We start from the raw sequence: 14306 nt of genomic DNA on the forward strand, positions 1-14306 counted from the left end.
TTATTTTCCTGCAACTTTAGCAGCAATGTCAGGATAATTGGTAATCAGGACGTCAACGCCGGCATCAATCAATTCCTGCATCAGCTCAGCGTCATTAGGAGTCCAGGCCTGCAGGCCTACGTTGTGCGCGTGCAGATCAGCAGCAACGCCTTCCTTGCAGCAGAAGAAGCTGCAGGCGTTTACGGTTGCAGCACCTTGGGAGGCAGCGTAAGCGCCGACGTTCATCAGCCAGGTGTCCATCAACAGACCGCATTTTGCTTCCGGCATCAGCTTTTTGATTTTAGCGATGGTGTAATGGTTAAAGGAGGAATACCAGATCTGCTCTTCGAGACCGAATTCCTTAACCATGGCGATGAGCTTTTCTTCGATACCTTCATATTCAAAAACGCTGGTTTTGAGTTCAATGTTGGTAATCAGCTTGGTGGTTTTCAGCCAGGTAAAATATTCGCGTAAAGTAGGAATGGTTTGGCGGGGGAAGAAGCCCTTGACATTAACGCCAACGGAAAGAGTTTTCAGCTCCTCCAGAGTGTAATCCTTCAGCCAACCGCTGCCGTTAGTAGTGCGGTCGAGCTTTTCGTCATGCATGATGACGATTTCGCCGTCCTTAGTAAGCTGGATATCTAATTCAATGCCGTCAGCAACAGGTTCTTCTGCTACCTTTTGAAAAGCAAGCATTGTATTTTCAGGATAATAGCCGCTGAAGCCGCGGTGCGCAAAAATTTGAACCATTTCTATTCCTCCTTAAGTTTTTTCAACAATATTCAACAATATATTAGCACAAGAAAAGGTAAAAAACAAGTGGGACACAATAAGACCAACAGGGATAAAAAACGGCCAAAAGTAAGAACACATGAGGCTTTAGTAAAAATGCGTAAAATTATTGACAATTTTGTGTCACTCTGATAATATGGTATCAGATTCAAAACGGGAATCTCTATCACAACAAATTTCAACAAAATTCAACAAGGGATTTAGGAGGATGAACATGAAAAAGATCGTAGCTCTTCTGTTAATGTCTGTAATGATGTTGGCTCTTACCGGTTGCGGCGGTTCTGACAAAAAAGATGAAAAGGCTGCAGGTTCTGACAAAAAGGTTGTTTTGAAGCTGAGCCATGTATTTTCTCCCGATGAGCAGCTGTACAAATCCATGGAATTGGTTGCTGAACGTATCAACAAGAAAACCAATGGCCGTGTAGAAATTCAATGCTTTGGTCAAAACCAGCTGGCTTGCTATAAGGATGGCCTGGAGCAGGTTGCCAACGGTGCTAACTTTATTTCTGTAGAAGATCCGTCTTACCTGGGCGACTATGTACCTGACTTCAAACCATTGGTTGGCCCGATGCTGTATCAATCCTATGACGAATATGAGAAGATGATTGAAACTCCGTTGGTTAAGGACATGGAAAAGAAAGCTGAAGAAAAAGGTATTAAGGTTCTGGCTCTGGACTACATCTTTGGCTTCCGTAATGTTATGACCAACAAGGTTATTACCCAACCTGAAGATATGAAAGGCCTGAAACTGCGTACTCCTGGCAGCAAGCTGTTCATTGATACCATCAATGCTATGGGCGCAACTGCTACCAGCCTGCCGTTCTCCGAAACTCTGTCCGGCGTTTCCCAAGGCGTTGTAGATGGTCTGGAAGGCTCCGAATTCACCAACATCGGCACCAAATGCTATGAGCACGTTAAAAACGTAGCTACCACCAAGCATTTCCTGGGTACCTGCGGCGTATACATTTCCACCAAAGTATTCAACAGCCTGTCTCCGGAAGATCAGAAGATCGTTGCTGAAGAATTTGCTTACGGCGGTAAAGAAATGACCAAGATTTCCACCGAATCCTATAACAAGGTTTATAAGGAACTGGAAAGCAAGGGCGTTAAATTCAACGATGTTGACCATGCTGCTTTCGAAAAAGCTACCGAGCCTGTATTCAAACAGATGGAAGAAAAAGAAGGCGCAACTCCTGGCATCTATGAAAAGCTGAAAGCTGAGCTGGCAAAAATCCGCGCTGCAAAATAAGCTGTAGATATTCTTTAACAGTCATAATGAAACACTAAGGAGCTACCACGCTGCATGCAGCGTGACAGCTCCTTCCTTTGCATAAGTATTACTATAAAAATGGAGGTAAAATTTTGGGTAAAAACCTGAGCTTCGTGCTAAATAATCTGGAAGATTTAGTTGCTGCATTTTTCATCAGCATCACCACTATTCTTGTTGTCATCAATATTGTTCTGCGTTACGTTTTTAACTCCGGCCTGGTTTGGTCCGAAGAGGTTGCTACCGGCTGCTTTGTCTGGTCGGTATTCATTGGCGCTGTCGCTGTATTCAAGCATCGCGGTCACGTTGGCGTTGATATTATCGTTAAAAAAATGCCCCAGGCTATGCAGAAGGCTGTTGGCCTGATTACCGATATTATTCTTGTAGCGCTTAATGGCTACATGTCTTATCTTTCTGTTATCTATATTTCCAAATCCTATACGAAAATGACCCCGGTACTGGGTATTTCTTCCGTTTATATCAGTGCATCTGTACTGATTGCGTTTGTACTCATGACCGCGTATTCTATTAAATTTGTCTGGCAGGATGTTGCCGGTTCCGGAAAGGAGGAAAAATAATGGCTTATTTGCCCGTCATCATTGTCTTTGTCCTTTATTTTTCCAGTATTCCTATCGCTTATGCGCTGTTCGGTGCAACGATTTCCTACTTTACCTTCCTGGATGCGACTTCTCCTGCACATTTGGTATTCCAACGCATTATTACCAGCACGCAGTCCTTCCCGCTGCTGGCAATTCCCTTCTTTATTATGGCAGGCTCCATCATGAACTATGCCGGTATCAGCGATAAGCTGATGAAATTTACCGACGTACTCATGGGTCATATGACCGGTGGTCTGGCTCAGGTTAACGTACTGCTCAGCCTGCTGATGGGCGGCGTGTCCGGCAGTGCTAACGCTGACGCTGCTATGCAGAGTAAAATGCTTGTTCCGGAAATGGAAAAGCGCGGTTACGGCAGAGCCTTTAGTGCTGCGGTAACAGCTGCGTCCTCCGCAAGTACGCCTGTTATTCCTCCCGGAATTAACCTGATTATTTATGCACTGATTGCCAGCGTATCCGTAACCAAAATGTTTATGGCAGGCTATGTTCCCGGCATTCTCATGGCAGTATCTATGATGATTGTTGTTGCTATTGTTTCCAAGAAGCGTGGCTACAAGCCATCTCGTGAAAAGGCTGCCACCTTTGGTGAAATTATGACTCAGCTCAAGGAATCTATCTGGGCGCTGCTGTTCCCCTTCGGTATTATCGCCGGCCTGCGCATGGGTATGTTCACTCCGTCCGAGGCGGGTGCTGTAGCAGTAGTATACTGCATCCTGGTAGGTGCCTTTATCTACAAGGAGCTGAAGTGGGAATATGCCTGGCCGATTATGAAGGAAACTATTTACGGTACCAGCTCCGTTGTACTGATTATCGTAGCAGCTTCTTTCTTTGGCTATTACCTGAACTGGGAGCGTATTCCGCAGCATATCACCTCAGCAATGCTTGACTTTACCCGCAATCCGTACATGATGCTGATGCTGGTAAATATCCTGCTGCTGATTCTGGGCATGTTCCTGGAGGGTGGCGCTGCACTGATTATTCTGGCTCCGCTGCTGGTTCCTGTTGTAACTAAGCTGGGTGTAGACCCTGTACACTTCGGTATTATCTGTATTGTTAATATTATGATCGGCGGTCTGACGCCACCGTTCGGTTCGATGATGTTTACGGTTTGTGCGATAACGGAAACGCCGCTCGGCGAATTCTTCAAGGAAGTTTGGCCGTTTATCGTAGCGTTGTTAGTAGCACTTCTCATCGTTACTTATGTGCCGGGGTTGGTAATGTTCTTGCCTAATTTATAAGAAGTGCGATAAGGCACCGTATACTTCATCAGGATTCCCAATCACATATAATTAAATATGCTTTTTCAGGAGCTGCTACGAAAGTGGCGGCTCCTTATGTTTTGTGTTATACTTAAAAATATCAAGGAAAGGTCGTGAAAGCATGAAAAATAAATATATCATGGCACTGGATTTGGGAACTACCAGCTGCCGCTGTATTTTATTTGACAAGCATGGAGAAATCTGCAGCGTAGCACAAAAGGAGTTTACGCAGTATTATCCGCAGGCAGGCTGGGTAGAGCACGATGCCGAGGAAATCTGGGCTACTCAGGTAGGCCTGATGTACGAGGCAATGAGCAAGCTGGATGTTACTCCGGCTGATATTGCCGGCATCGGTATTACGAATCAGCGCGAAACTACCGTAGTGTGGGACAAGAACACCGGTCGTCCTATCTGCAAGGCGATTGTCTGGCAGTGCCGTCGTACCGCGGAATATTGTGATCTGCTGAAAATCCGTGGCTATGCCAATATGTTCCGTGAAAAAACAGGTCTGGTTCTGGATGCTTATTTCTCCGGTACCAAGCTGCACTGGATTTTGGAAAACGTGCCTCATGCACGCGAGCGTGCGGAAGCAGGCCAGCTGCTGTTCGGTACTATCGACAGCTGGATTATCTGGAAGCTGACCGGCGGTAAGGTTCATGTTACGGATTATTCCAATGCTTCCCGTACATTGATGTTTAATATTCATACTCTGCAGTGGGATGACGAAATCCTGACTGTTTTGGGCATTCCTCGCCAGATGCTGCCGGAGGTTAAGCCCTCCAGCTGCGTATACGGCTCCACCGATGCCAAGCTGTTTGAGGCATCTATTCCTATCGCCGGCGCTGCAGGCGATCAGCAATGTGCGCTGTTCGGTCAGACCTGCTTTGCACCCGGCGAAGCAAAAAATACCTATGGCACGGGAGGTTTTATGCTGATGAATACCGGTGAAAAGCCTGTAGACAGCAAAAACGGCCTTGTTACAACTATCGCCTGGGGCGTAGACGGCAAGGTAGAATATGCGCTGGAAGGCTCTATTTTCGTTGCCGGCGCTGCTATCCAATGGCTGCGTGATGAGCTGGGCCTGATTCGCAATGCTGCCGAGTCCGAGGCTATGGCGAAATCTGTGCCTGATTCCAACGGCTGCTACATGGTGCCTGCTTTTGTAGGCCTGGGTGCACCGAATTGGAACCAGTATGCGCGCGGTGCGATTGTCGGCCTGACGCGCGGTGTTAACCGTAATCATATTGTACGTGCAACGCTCGAAGCTATTGCCTATCAGGTGTACGATGTACTGAAGGCTATGGAAGAGGACAGCGGTATTAAGCTGAGCTCGCTGCAGGTTGATGGTGGTGCGTGCGCCAACAGCTTCCTGATGCAGACGCAGGCGGACATTATCAACGTTAAGGTAGAACGCCCGAGCTGCATTGAAACAACTGCTATGGGTGCTGCTTATCTTGCAGGCCTGGCAGTTGGCTATTGGGATGACAAGGAAATGATTAAGGGCAATCACGTTATTGAGCAGACCTTTATGCCCGATATGGATGAAGAAAAGCGTAATCATCTGCTGCGCGGCTGGCACAGGGCGGTGCGTGCGTCCTGCATTAAGCTGCATCCGGAGGATTAAGCTAAATATAAAAATACAGCAAAAAAGCCTTGCAGTTTGGACTTACTGCAAGGCTTTTCTGTTTTTGATGAGTTGAGTGTTTGTTCGCCGGCTTTAGGGGATGCCGGCTGATAAGGAGTATTATAGGAGTATTATAAAAAGAGTATTATAGGGGTGTGATATATAAAAGCATTAAGCTTTTAGCTGAGTTAGGGGTGTTTTAGGATTGTTTTTCGATATCGCCGAAGTAGAAGTTGATGAGTTTTTTGTATTCACCGCTCTTTTTATAGTCGCTCAAAGCAACGTTGAATTTTTTAATCAGCTCTTCATTACCTTTTTCAGCATAGACAACAAGATCATCCTGGCGTTCGGAATGGCCTACAACCTGCAGGCAATTGTCGTCATCGGTGTGAGTCATATAGAAAGCAGTAGTGAGGTTACCGCAGATAGCGTAGTCAGCTTCGCCGGTTTCTACTGCATGTAAAGCACTGGCGTTTTCCGGATATTCAACAATGATGCTGCCGGGGAAGGATTTTGCTACGCGTACAGCAGAAGCACCTTTTTTGATGGCAACCTTACGGCCGTTCATGCTGTCGATATCTGCTTTGAGGTTGCTGCCTTTTTTGGCAACGATAGAGAAAGCAGCTTTGGCATAGGAATCACTTGCAGCATAATCGATGGTACGTGCTTTGGTTTTACTGAAGTTGTTCATGGCGATATCATATTTTTTATGATTCAGGCCGGGCAGAAGCTCGTCGAACGGGGTGTTAATAAATTCAACTCTGTCATAACCCATTTTTTTGGCCACATCGTTGATTAAATCGATATCAAAGCCGGTAAATTTGTTTTGCTCCTTGAGATAAAGCTCAAAGGGCGGAGAAGCAGGTGATGTTGCTACACGCAGTACCTTGTCGGAAGCGGGTGCTTGCGCTGCTTGTTTGTCGCTGCCGCAGCCGGCTGATAAAAGCAGGCACAGCATGCTGACAAGGATAAATAACATCTTTTTCATTAGCAGATACCTCCAATATAATTTATTAAATTAACTACTCATATGAGCAGTTGCTCATTAGTTGCCTAAATTATATACCCCCTTTCTAGGGATTGTCAAGAGGGTATATCAAAAAATATTATTAAAAATTATTGTATATATAATTAAGAAGCGTTTGTTTAATTATGCAGATTGTGCGGACGTAAATCTGGCGGCAGCATAGTGCAGGCTTCGTGGCTGTCCTCGCTCAAAGGATTGACATGGACCATGCAATGCTTTACCAGCGGGAAGTTGGCTTCAACGGCTGTGTGCACCATTTCAGCGATGTGATGTGCCTGCAGTAGGGTAAGGTTATCCTTGACGCTGATTTCAATATCAACATAAATACGGCTGCCGAAAAGACGGCTGTGCAGACTGTCGAGATGCTCTACGCCGGGAACGCGGGAAATAAGCTCTTCCATAGCGGTTGCTGTTTCCTCATCACAGCTGCGGTCAACCATCTTATCCATAGAATCCTTGAATACTTCGTAGGCAGCATATAAAATCATCACGCAGATAACTAAGCTGGCAATCGGGTCTAAAATAGGATAGCCCATGCGTGCGCCCAAAATACCGATGAAAGCACCTACGGAGCTCATAGCGTCACTGCGGTGATGCCATGCTTCTGCCATCAGGGCGCCGGAATTGATTTTTTGTGCAGCGTTACGGGTGTACCAAAACATTGCTTCTTTGGCAACAATGGAAATAATTGCTGCCCACAGAGCAAGCTGTCCGGGGATTTCCAGCTCAGCCGGGTCACCTACAATTTTTTCGTAACCGCTGTAGCCGATGAGCAGGGCAATAATCGTCAGGATTATTGCCAAAAGAATAGCGGCAATGCATTCAATACGTTCGTGACCGTAGGGATGCTCTTCATCCGAAGCCTTGTTGGAAAATTTTACGCCGGCCATAACAATGAGGGTACCGAAAACATCAGACGCGGAGTGGATACCGTCGGAAACCATGGCAGCGGATTGGGCGACGAAACCGGCAATCAGTTTACCAAGCGACAAGAGCAGATTACCGATAATACTGTTGATGGAAACAATCATAGCGATTCTTTCGGCATCGTTTTCAAATTTCATAATAAAACCTCCTAAAGTGGTCTTTGCATTTTTGCAGGCCTTTTTACATATAAAAAACGCCTGCGAGATAGTAGTTAACTGTCCCGCAGACGTTGCGTCAAGGTCTGCTGCCCAAAGGGCCCGGCTGCAAAAACCCGGAAGAAGGTTTACCGCCTGATCAGTTTGTACTGTAGCTAAATTGCAGTGCAAAGAGATTATCTGAATTATAAGCGGTTAGCAAAGGCTTTGTCAAGCAGTTTTTGTAAAATATTTTACAGTTCGCAGAGAAAAATTTCCTGCATAGAGATTAAGTGCTAACTTAAGCAGGAGGATACCTATGGCTAATCGATAAAGGCCATCAAGCAATTTTTACTCTTCGTCATCAAATTCCTTGATGGTGCCGTAGGCTACAAGAATGGTGCCCTTGGGAGATGCCAGTGCCGGGCAGACGTAAAGAATTACACCTGTCTGCTCTGCGTAATAGGTTGTCAGTGTGTTGCCGAAAACGTCGGTGATGCGTCCCAAAACCTGGCCTTCCTCAACAAAGTCGCCGCTATGGATGTGGTGCAGCCAGCAGCCTGTTTCCAATGCTTCCAAATAAATAAGGTTTTCTACATCACGCGGAGAGTGATGGCGTGGCTTTACAGGCAGGGAGAACATTTTCAGCTTACGCAGGATATTGCGGATATCGTCCTTATAGGCTTCGATATCCTCGTGCAGGCAGAGGCCGGCGCCGCCGCGTTCAATAAGGATAGAAGGCAGTCCGGTGCTGGCGGCGTAGTTATAGGCACCGCCTGTTGCCAACGAGCGTACCATATATTCCATATCGAGTACGCGCGCTACAGAACGTGATTTCTTTTCTACTTCGGCAGTGGGCTGGCCGGGATAGTAAACGTAGGGATGCAGGCTTTCGTGGATATCACCGCTGTGCATGTCTACATAAAAATCAGCAATCGGGAAAAAGTTGTTGCTGATTAAATATGCAGTTTTATCGGCAAGCGTTCCCGTGGGATCGCCCGGGAAAACGCGGTTCAGGTTTTTGCCGTCTTCGGGCACAATCATTTCGCGGCGTGCCCAAAAGCCCTGGATATTGACAGGGTGCATCATAATCAGGCAGCCGGTAACGTGCTCGGGCTCAATATCACGGCCCAGCTCCATTGCTGCTGCGATACCGGGATATTCGCCGCCATGGATGCCTGCGGTAATAAGCAGTGTAGGGCCATCGTTTTCGCCGTTGATAATAGTCAGGGGGATTTTTACATTGGTGTCCGGTATGGGCAGATACGTGCGCAGTTTAGTGCCGCGTTCGATAGTCAGTCCGCATATATTTAGTGTTTCAGACATGTGCTCACTCCTTTGATATATTTCTCATACTTTTTATAATAATTTTTCTATTAGCGTCAGCTAACTGAAGCCTAAAAAATTAAGCAATAGCGTATAAATTTTTCTTTTGCGAAGAATGGCAAATTTTCCGCAGAAATATTTTTGGCAATTGCTACTTTTTTTACTTGCAATAAATTATAACATATGATAAGCTATTCACACAAGATGTTTTTTTAAAATAAAATTTAGTGCGAATAAACAAGGGGGGACAGATAGAGTGAACCTTCTGACTGATAGGGAATACTTGGGACTGACAGTACCGTTTATGCTGTCGACAATGACACAGCCTTTGATGGGTGCGGTGAATACGGCAGTTATGGGACAGCTTCCGGACCCTAAATATATTGCAGCAGTTTCCCTTGGAGCTATTTTATTCAACAATTTATATTGGTTATTTGGTTTTTTACGTGTGAGTACTACCGGTTATGCGGCACAGGCCTTTGGCGCTGCCGATAAAAGACTGGGTATGCTCGCCTTTTTTAAGCCCTTGGTTCTGGCAATGCTGATAAGTGCCTGCTGCATCCTTTTCCAAAAACCGATTTTGGAACTGTATCTGGCTATGATTGGCGCTGCACCGGAGGTCAACGAGCTGTGCCGTGATTATTATTACATTCTTATCTGGGGGGCACCGCTGGTGTTGGGCAATTATGTGGCTTTGGGCTGGCTTATGGGGCAGACACGGGTGCGGGCGAGTGTGTTTATGCAGGTTTCCATGAATGTGCTGAACATGGCATTGAGTATCTGGTTTGTTTTTTTGCTGCATATGGATATTACGGGCGTGGCTTTTGCTACTTTGCTCAGCCAGCTTTACGGCGGTATCTTGAGCGTAGTACTGATGTACTATTACGGTGATTTTGATTACAAGGCGTTGCCTTGGAGCGAGCTGCTGGACTGGCGTGAGTTTATCGGCATGTTGCAGGTGAATGTCAACCTGATGATTCGTACTGCCTGCCTTCTGACTGTAAATAATATTATTGCGGCAGTCGGAGCTTCCTTTGGTACTGTGGTACTGGCAGCCAACGCTGTACTGCTGCAGCTCAAGGATATAATGAGCTACCTGATTGACGGCATGGCGAACGGCGCGGCGATTTTCAGCGGCCGTGCGGTAGGTGCGAAGAACGGTAAGCTGTTTGCCGCTACCATAAAAATGACCTTCAAATGGCTGGTAGTGCTGGCCGCTATTCTGATGCTCGGCTATCATCTGGGCAATGAATTTTTCATCCGCCTGTTTACCAATATTGAAGAGGTTGTAGCAACGTCTATAACTTATAATATTTTCGTTTTGTTCTATCCTGTCTGCGCCGGTATCGGCATGGTGCTTTACGGAGTTTTCTGCGGAGCTACTCAAACCGCACCGGTACGCAACATGATGCTGATGGCACTCTTAGTATTTTACCTTTTGCAGTGGCAGCTGGTGCCGCTTTGGGGCAACAGCGGACTGTGGCTGGCCTTGCTGGGCTTTATGCTGTCTCAGTCAATAATACTTTTATTCTATTTGTCTTCTTTGAGAAGAGAGTTTGCATAAGCAACCCTTTTGTAACAAATTTGTTGCAAATAATGAGAATTCGTGCTATTATAAATTTATAAGTGTTAGATTATTCTTTTTTGCCGATATAAAGACCTTTTACAAATCTATACTCTTCTGAGGTGCCTGCCTATGCAGGTAATAATCGGAATACGGTGCAAATCCGTAGCGGTCAAGCCACTGTGATGCCGCAAGGCTAAGTCAGGTTGATTTCCTCAGTTGATATATTCCTGCTAGCGACGGAAATATATATATGTTTACAATAGTGCACATTGTAAGTATGTACCTTTTCTGCGCTCTTTTGCAGGAAGGGTAATTTTTTTGATGGAGATGATGTGCTTTGACGAAAAAGCAGCTTCTGTCCCGACTGGGGCAGATCATCCTCGTCCTCTTGGGCATCAGCTTTATTACCTTTGCTTTGGTAATGCTGGCCCCTGGCGATGTAGCTCGTCAGATGATTGCAGGTAACGAGGATATTATTGTTAGTCAGGCCGAAATTGATGCACTGCGTGCAGAATTAGGTCTTGACAAGCCCTTCTTCTTCCAGTATCTGGATTGGTTGGGTCGTGCGCTGCATGGCAACCTCGGTTTCTCCTTCATGGCTAAAAAGCCTGTTGTTGAGGAGCTGTTCGAGCGTTTGCCCGGTACTATCCTATTGTCTCTGGCTTCCATTGCAATGATGCTGGTGGTATCTATTCCTGCCGGCATTTATTCCGCAGTTAAGCGCGGTGGCTGGTTTGACTATATAGTACGCAGCTTTACTTTCCTTGGCGTATCAATGCCGGGCTTTTGGGTTGGCTTGATGCTGCTGTGGATTTTTGGTCTGCAACTTGACCTGTTGCCTATTGTTGGCGGTACGATTGGTGTTGACACGATTATCCTGCCTGCGGCAACGTTGGCCTTTGCAATGTCTTCCAAGTACACACGTCAGGTGCGTGCTGCTATTCTGGAAGAGCTGCATCAGGACTATGTTGTCGGTGCACGCGCGCGTGGTATGAGTGAAAGCCATATTCTGTGGAAAGAGGTTCTTCCGAACGCTCTGCTGCCGCTGATTACGCTTTTAGGTCTGTCTTTAGGTAACCTTCTGGGTGGTGCTGCGGTTATCGAGATTGTTTTTCAATGGCCCGGCCTTGGCCGTCTGGCGATTGAAGCAATTACCTACCGTGATTTCCAGCTGGTACAAGGTGTTGTTGTGTGGATTGCGTTGATGTATATGGTTATCAATCTCATTGTTGATATCTCTTATAACTATCTTGATCCGCGTCTGAGAAAGGTAAGGTAAGAGCAAATGGAAACAATTATTAATGGTTTTAAAACCAACCGTGCTTTTGCCGTAACCTCAGTTCTGGTATTGGTGCTGATTGCTATTGCTTTTGCTGCACCTGTTCTTGCTCCGTATGACCCGACTCATGCAACGATGCAGGATGCTTTTATGGCCCCTGGCGGAAGCCATTTGTTCGGCACAGATAAGCTGGGCCGTGACTGCTTCAGCCGTGTACTTTATGGTGCGCGTGCTTCCCTGAGCGGTGTATTGTTTCTGGTAGCCAGCGTATTTATCGTTGGTACTTCTATGGGTGTTATTTCCGGTTATTTCGGTGGTAAAGTTGATATGGTTATCATGCGTATCTCCGATATGATGATTTCCTTCCCTGGCATGATTTTGGCTATCGCTGTTGCCGGTATTATGGGTGGCAGCCTTGTAAACGCCGTAATCGCGCTGACGATTGTAAGCTGGACAAAATATGCGCGTTTATCCCGCAGCCTGGTACTGCAGATTAAACGTCGTGACTATGTAGAAGCAGCAATCGTTAACGGCGGTACTTCCAGCCATATCCTGTGGGTACATATCCTGCCGAATATCCTGCCGATGATGGTTATTACCGCAGCAGCAGATATCGGTGCTCTGATGATGGAGCTTGCAGGCCTGTCCTTCCTTGGCTTCGGCAGCCAACCGCCTGCTCCTGAATGGGGCCTGATGCTGAACGAAGGCCGTCAGCAGCTGCAGACTGCACCGTGGCTGATGTTCTTCCCCGGTTTGGCAATCTTTGTTACCGTTATGATTTTCAATCTTTGGGGCGATAATCTGCGTGATGTGCTTGACCCGCGTAATGACGTACAGGATTAATTATTTTTGCCTTAGTTTTTGATATCCGGCAGAAGTCTGCCGGTTTAAATGAGTATATGAAATGGAGAGATGACAAATGAAAAAAATGTTTAAAGCTACCGCAGCAGCGGCTATGATCGGTTTACTGGCATTTGCAGCAGCAGGCTGTGGCGGTGACAAAAAAGCTGAGCACAAGGAAGTTGTAAAATTTGGTGTTACCAACTTCGCTGACTCCCTGGAAACCACCGATAACTACTTTGGCTGGATTGTAATGCGCTACGGCCTGGGCGAATGCCTGGTTAAATTCGATAAAAAAATGAATGCTATTCCTTGGCTGGCTGATAAATGGACCGTTTCTGATGATAAGCTGACCTGGACCTTCCACATCAACGATAAGGCTTGCTTCTCCAACGGCACAAAACTGACCGGTGAGCTGGCAGCAGCTTCTATCCAACGTACCTTTGAAAAAGCAGCTCGTGCAAAATCCATGTTCGAATTTGAATCCATCAAGGGTGAAGGGCAAAACGTAATTATCAAAACTAAAAAACCGGTACCGACTCTGCCCGGTATGCTCGGTGACCCTCTGTTCATTATCGTTGATACCCAAACCATTAAAGACCGCGATACTGCAAAACAAGGCGCTATCTGCACCGGTCCTTATACAGTAAAATCCTACAGCAAAGCTAAAGCTGAAATGGTTAGAAACGAAAAATACTGGGATGGCGCAGTTCCGTTCAAAGAGGTTGATATCCTGACTATCGACGATCCTAACACCCGTGCTATGGCTCTGCAAAAAGGCGAAATCGACTTCGCTATTAACATTGCAGCAGGCGACCTCCAGCTGTTCAAAGACAAAAACAAATACAACATCTCCAATATCGCTTCCCTGCGTGACGTACTTGCTCGTCTGAATGTACGTGCTGACAGACCGTTGGGCGATATCAAAGTCCGCGAAGCTCTGCTGCGTTCTCTGGACCGTGTAACCTACAACAAGGTTCTGCTGAAAGACACCTTCGTTCCCGGTGGTCCGTATCTGCCGCCTTCTGTTGACTACGGTTATGATGAACTGTACAAATACGACAAAAACCAATACAATGTTGAAAGCGCTAAAAAGCTGCTTGCTGAAGCTGGCTGGAAAGATACCAACGGCGACGGCTTTGTTGATAAAGACGGCAAAAACCTGGAACTGAACTTCGTATTCTACAGCGGCCGTGCTGAGCTGCCTCTGTATGCAGAAGCTACTCAGGCTGACGCTAAGAAAGTCGGCATTAAAGTTAACCTGAAGAACGTTGACTACAACGTACTGGATGGTATCGGCCGTAAAGGTGATTATGACCTGCTGATTTCCAACGTACTGACTCTGCAGGCCGGCGATCCTGAAGTATTCATGAACATGTACCTCAAGACCGGTCAAGAGCAGAACGGTTCCGGCTACAGCAATCCGAAATTTGATGCTCTGTCCGATAAACTGGGCGTAGAATTTGACCCGGCTAAACGTCGTGAGCTGGTTATCGAAATGCAAAAGGTTATCCTCGACGATGCAGCTTCCCTGGTATTCGGTCATCCGCAAACCAACATGGTTTCCAACAAATCTATTGCTAACGCAGAAATCCTGCCTTGCGATTACTACTGGCTGACCAAAGATATCAAATCTGCTAACTAATAATTTACAAAGAAGGTAACGCT

12 protein-coding genes and 2 riboswitches are annotated in these 14306 nt (G+C 46.4%); of the genes, 8 read left to right on the forward strand and 4 right to left on the reverse strand.

Going from position 1 to position 14306, the window contains the following annotated elements; all coding sequences use genetic code 11:
• Positions 1-729, reverse strand: coding sequence for a glycerophosphodiester phosphodiesterase (locus RDW05_RS06740; protein WP_307978330.1), 729 nt, complete (start codon positions 727-729; stop codon positions 1-3).
• A 250-nt stretch (positions 730-979) separates the two neighbouring features.
• On the opposite strand from RDW05_RS06740, the gene dctP reads away from it, so the two are divergent.
• The 4 genes from dctP (at position 980) to glpK (ending at position 5538) form a co-directional block, all read left to right on the forward strand.
• A complete protein-coding gene (gene dctP, locus RDW05_RS06745) occupies positions 980-2020 on the forward strand; it encodes a TRAP transporter substrate-binding protein DctP (RefSeq protein ID WP_374111019.1) in 1041 nt (346 codons plus the stop codon).
• A 113-nt stretch (positions 2021-2133) separates the two neighbouring features.
• A complete protein-coding gene (locus tag RDW05_RS06750) occupies positions 2134-2616 on the forward strand; it encodes a TRAP transporter small permease (RefSeq protein ID WP_307978332.1) in 483 nt (160 codons plus the stop codon).
• Complete coding sequence (locus RDW05_RS06755) at positions 2616-3893, forward strand: TRAP transporter large permease (RefSeq protein WP_210684972.1); 1278 nt, start codon at positions 2616-2618, stop codon at positions 3891-3893. Before RDW05_RS06750 ends, RDW05_RS06755 begins: the two co-directional genes overlap by 1 nt.
• A gap of 142 nt (positions 3894-4035) precedes the next feature.
• Positions 4036-5538, forward strand: coding sequence for a glycerol kinase GlpK (glpK, locus tag RDW05_RS06760; protein ID WP_307978334.1), 1503 nt, complete (start codon positions 4036-4038; stop codon positions 5536-5538).
• Between the two features lie 199 nt (positions 5539-5737).
• On the opposite strand, the gene RDW05_RS06765 is transcribed toward glpK, so the two are convergent.
• The 3 genes from RDW05_RS06765 to RDW05_RS06775 form a co-directional block, all read right to left on the reverse strand.
• Entirely contained in the window at positions 5738-6526 is a 789-nt protein-coding gene (locus RDW05_RS06765; protein WP_307978336.1) for a transporter substrate-binding domain-containing protein, read from the reverse strand.
• A 158-nt stretch (positions 6527-6684) separates the two neighbouring features.
• Positions 6685-7629 carry a cation diffusion facilitator family transporter gene (locus tag RDW05_RS06770; RefSeq protein ID WP_307978338.1) on the reverse strand — a complete coding sequence of 315 codons (945 nt, stop codon included), beginning with the start codon at positions 7627-7629 and terminating at the stop codon, positions 6685-6687.
• Positions 7630-7705: 76 nt separating this feature from the next.
• Positions 7706-7800: riboswitch (NiCo riboswitch) on the reverse strand.
• 177 nt (positions 7801-7977) lie between these two features.
• The gene (locus tag RDW05_RS06775; RefSeq protein WP_307978340.1) at positions 7978-8952 is read right to left on the reverse strand and encodes a M14 family metallopeptidase; all 975 of its coding nucleotides are present in this window, start codon (positions 8950-8952) and stop codon (positions 7978-7980) included.
• Positions 8953-9208: 256 nt separating this feature from the next.
• Between RDW05_RS06775 and RDW05_RS06780 the strand changes: the two genes are divergently transcribed.
• The 4 genes from RDW05_RS06780 (at position 9209) to RDW05_RS06795 (ending at position 14283) form a co-directional block, all read left to right on the forward strand.
• Positions 9209-10516 carry an MATE family efflux transporter gene (locus tag RDW05_RS06780; RefSeq protein WP_307978342.1) on the forward strand — a complete coding sequence of 436 codons (1308 nt, stop codon included), beginning with the start codon at positions 9209-9211 and terminating at the stop codon, positions 10514-10516.
• 124 nt (positions 10517-10640) lie between these two features.
• Positions 10641-10772, forward strand: a riboswitch (adenosylcobalamin (AdoCbl) riboswitch).
• A gap of 84 nt (positions 10773-10856) precedes the next feature.
• Complete coding sequence (nikB, locus tag RDW05_RS06785; RefSeq protein ID WP_293829774.1) at positions 10857-11798, forward strand: nickel ABC transporter permease; 942 nt, start codon at positions 10857-10859, stop codon at positions 11796-11798.
• Between the two features lie 6 nt (positions 11799-11804).
• Complete coding sequence (nikC, locus tag RDW05_RS06790) at positions 11805-12641, forward strand: nickel transporter permease (protein ID WP_307978344.1); 837 nt, start codon at positions 11805-11807, stop codon at positions 12639-12641.
• Positions 12642-12717: 76 nt separating this feature from the next.
• The gene (locus RDW05_RS06795; RefSeq protein ID WP_307978345.1) at positions 12718-14283 is read left to right on the forward strand and encodes an ABC transporter substrate-binding protein; all 1566 of its coding nucleotides are present in this window, start codon (positions 12718-12720) and stop codon (positions 14281-14283) included.
• The last annotated feature ends 23 nt before the right edge of the window (positions 14284-14306 follow it).

This window comes from uncultured Phascolarctobacterium sp., from assembly GCF_902463975.1.
In the GTDB taxonomy this organism is placed as follows: Bacteria; Bacillota; Negativicutes; order Acidaminococcales; family Acidaminococcaceae; genus Phascolarctobacterium_A.

Coding starts and splice junctions, on each gene's coding strand:
- RDW05_RS06740 (WP_307978330.1), bottom strand. CDS start 729: ATGGTTCAAATTTTTGCGCACCGCGGCTTCAGCGGCTATTATCCTGAA.
- dctP (WP_374111019.1), top strand. CDS start 980: ATGAACATGAAAAAGATCGTAGCTCTTCTGTTAATGTCTGTAATGATG.
- RDW05_RS06755 (WP_210684972.1), top strand. CDS start 2,616: ATGGCTTATTTGCCCGTCATCATTGTCTTTGTCCTTTATTTTTCCAGT.
- glpK (WP_307978334.1), top strand. CDS start 4,036: ATGAAAAATAAATATATCATGGCACTGGATTTGGGAACTACCAGCTGC.
- RDW05_RS06765 (WP_307978336.1), bottom strand. CDS start 6,526: ATGAAAAAGATGTTATTTATCCTTGTCAGCATGCTGTGCCTGCTTTTA.
- RDW05_RS06770 (WP_307978338.1), bottom strand. CDS start 7,629: ATGAAATTTGAAAACGATGCCGAAAGAATCGCTATGATTGTTTCCATC.
- RDW05_RS06775 (WP_307978340.1), bottom strand. CDS start 8,952: ATGTCTGAAACACTAAATATATGCGGACTGACTATCGAACGCGGCACT.
- nikC (WP_307978344.1), top strand. CDS start 11,805: ATGGAAACAATTATTAATGGTTTTAAAACCAACCGTGCTTTTGCCGTA.
- RDW05_RS06795 (WP_307978345.1), top strand. CDS start 12,718: ATGAAAAAAATGTTTAAAGCTACCGCAGCAGCGGCTATGATCGGTTTA.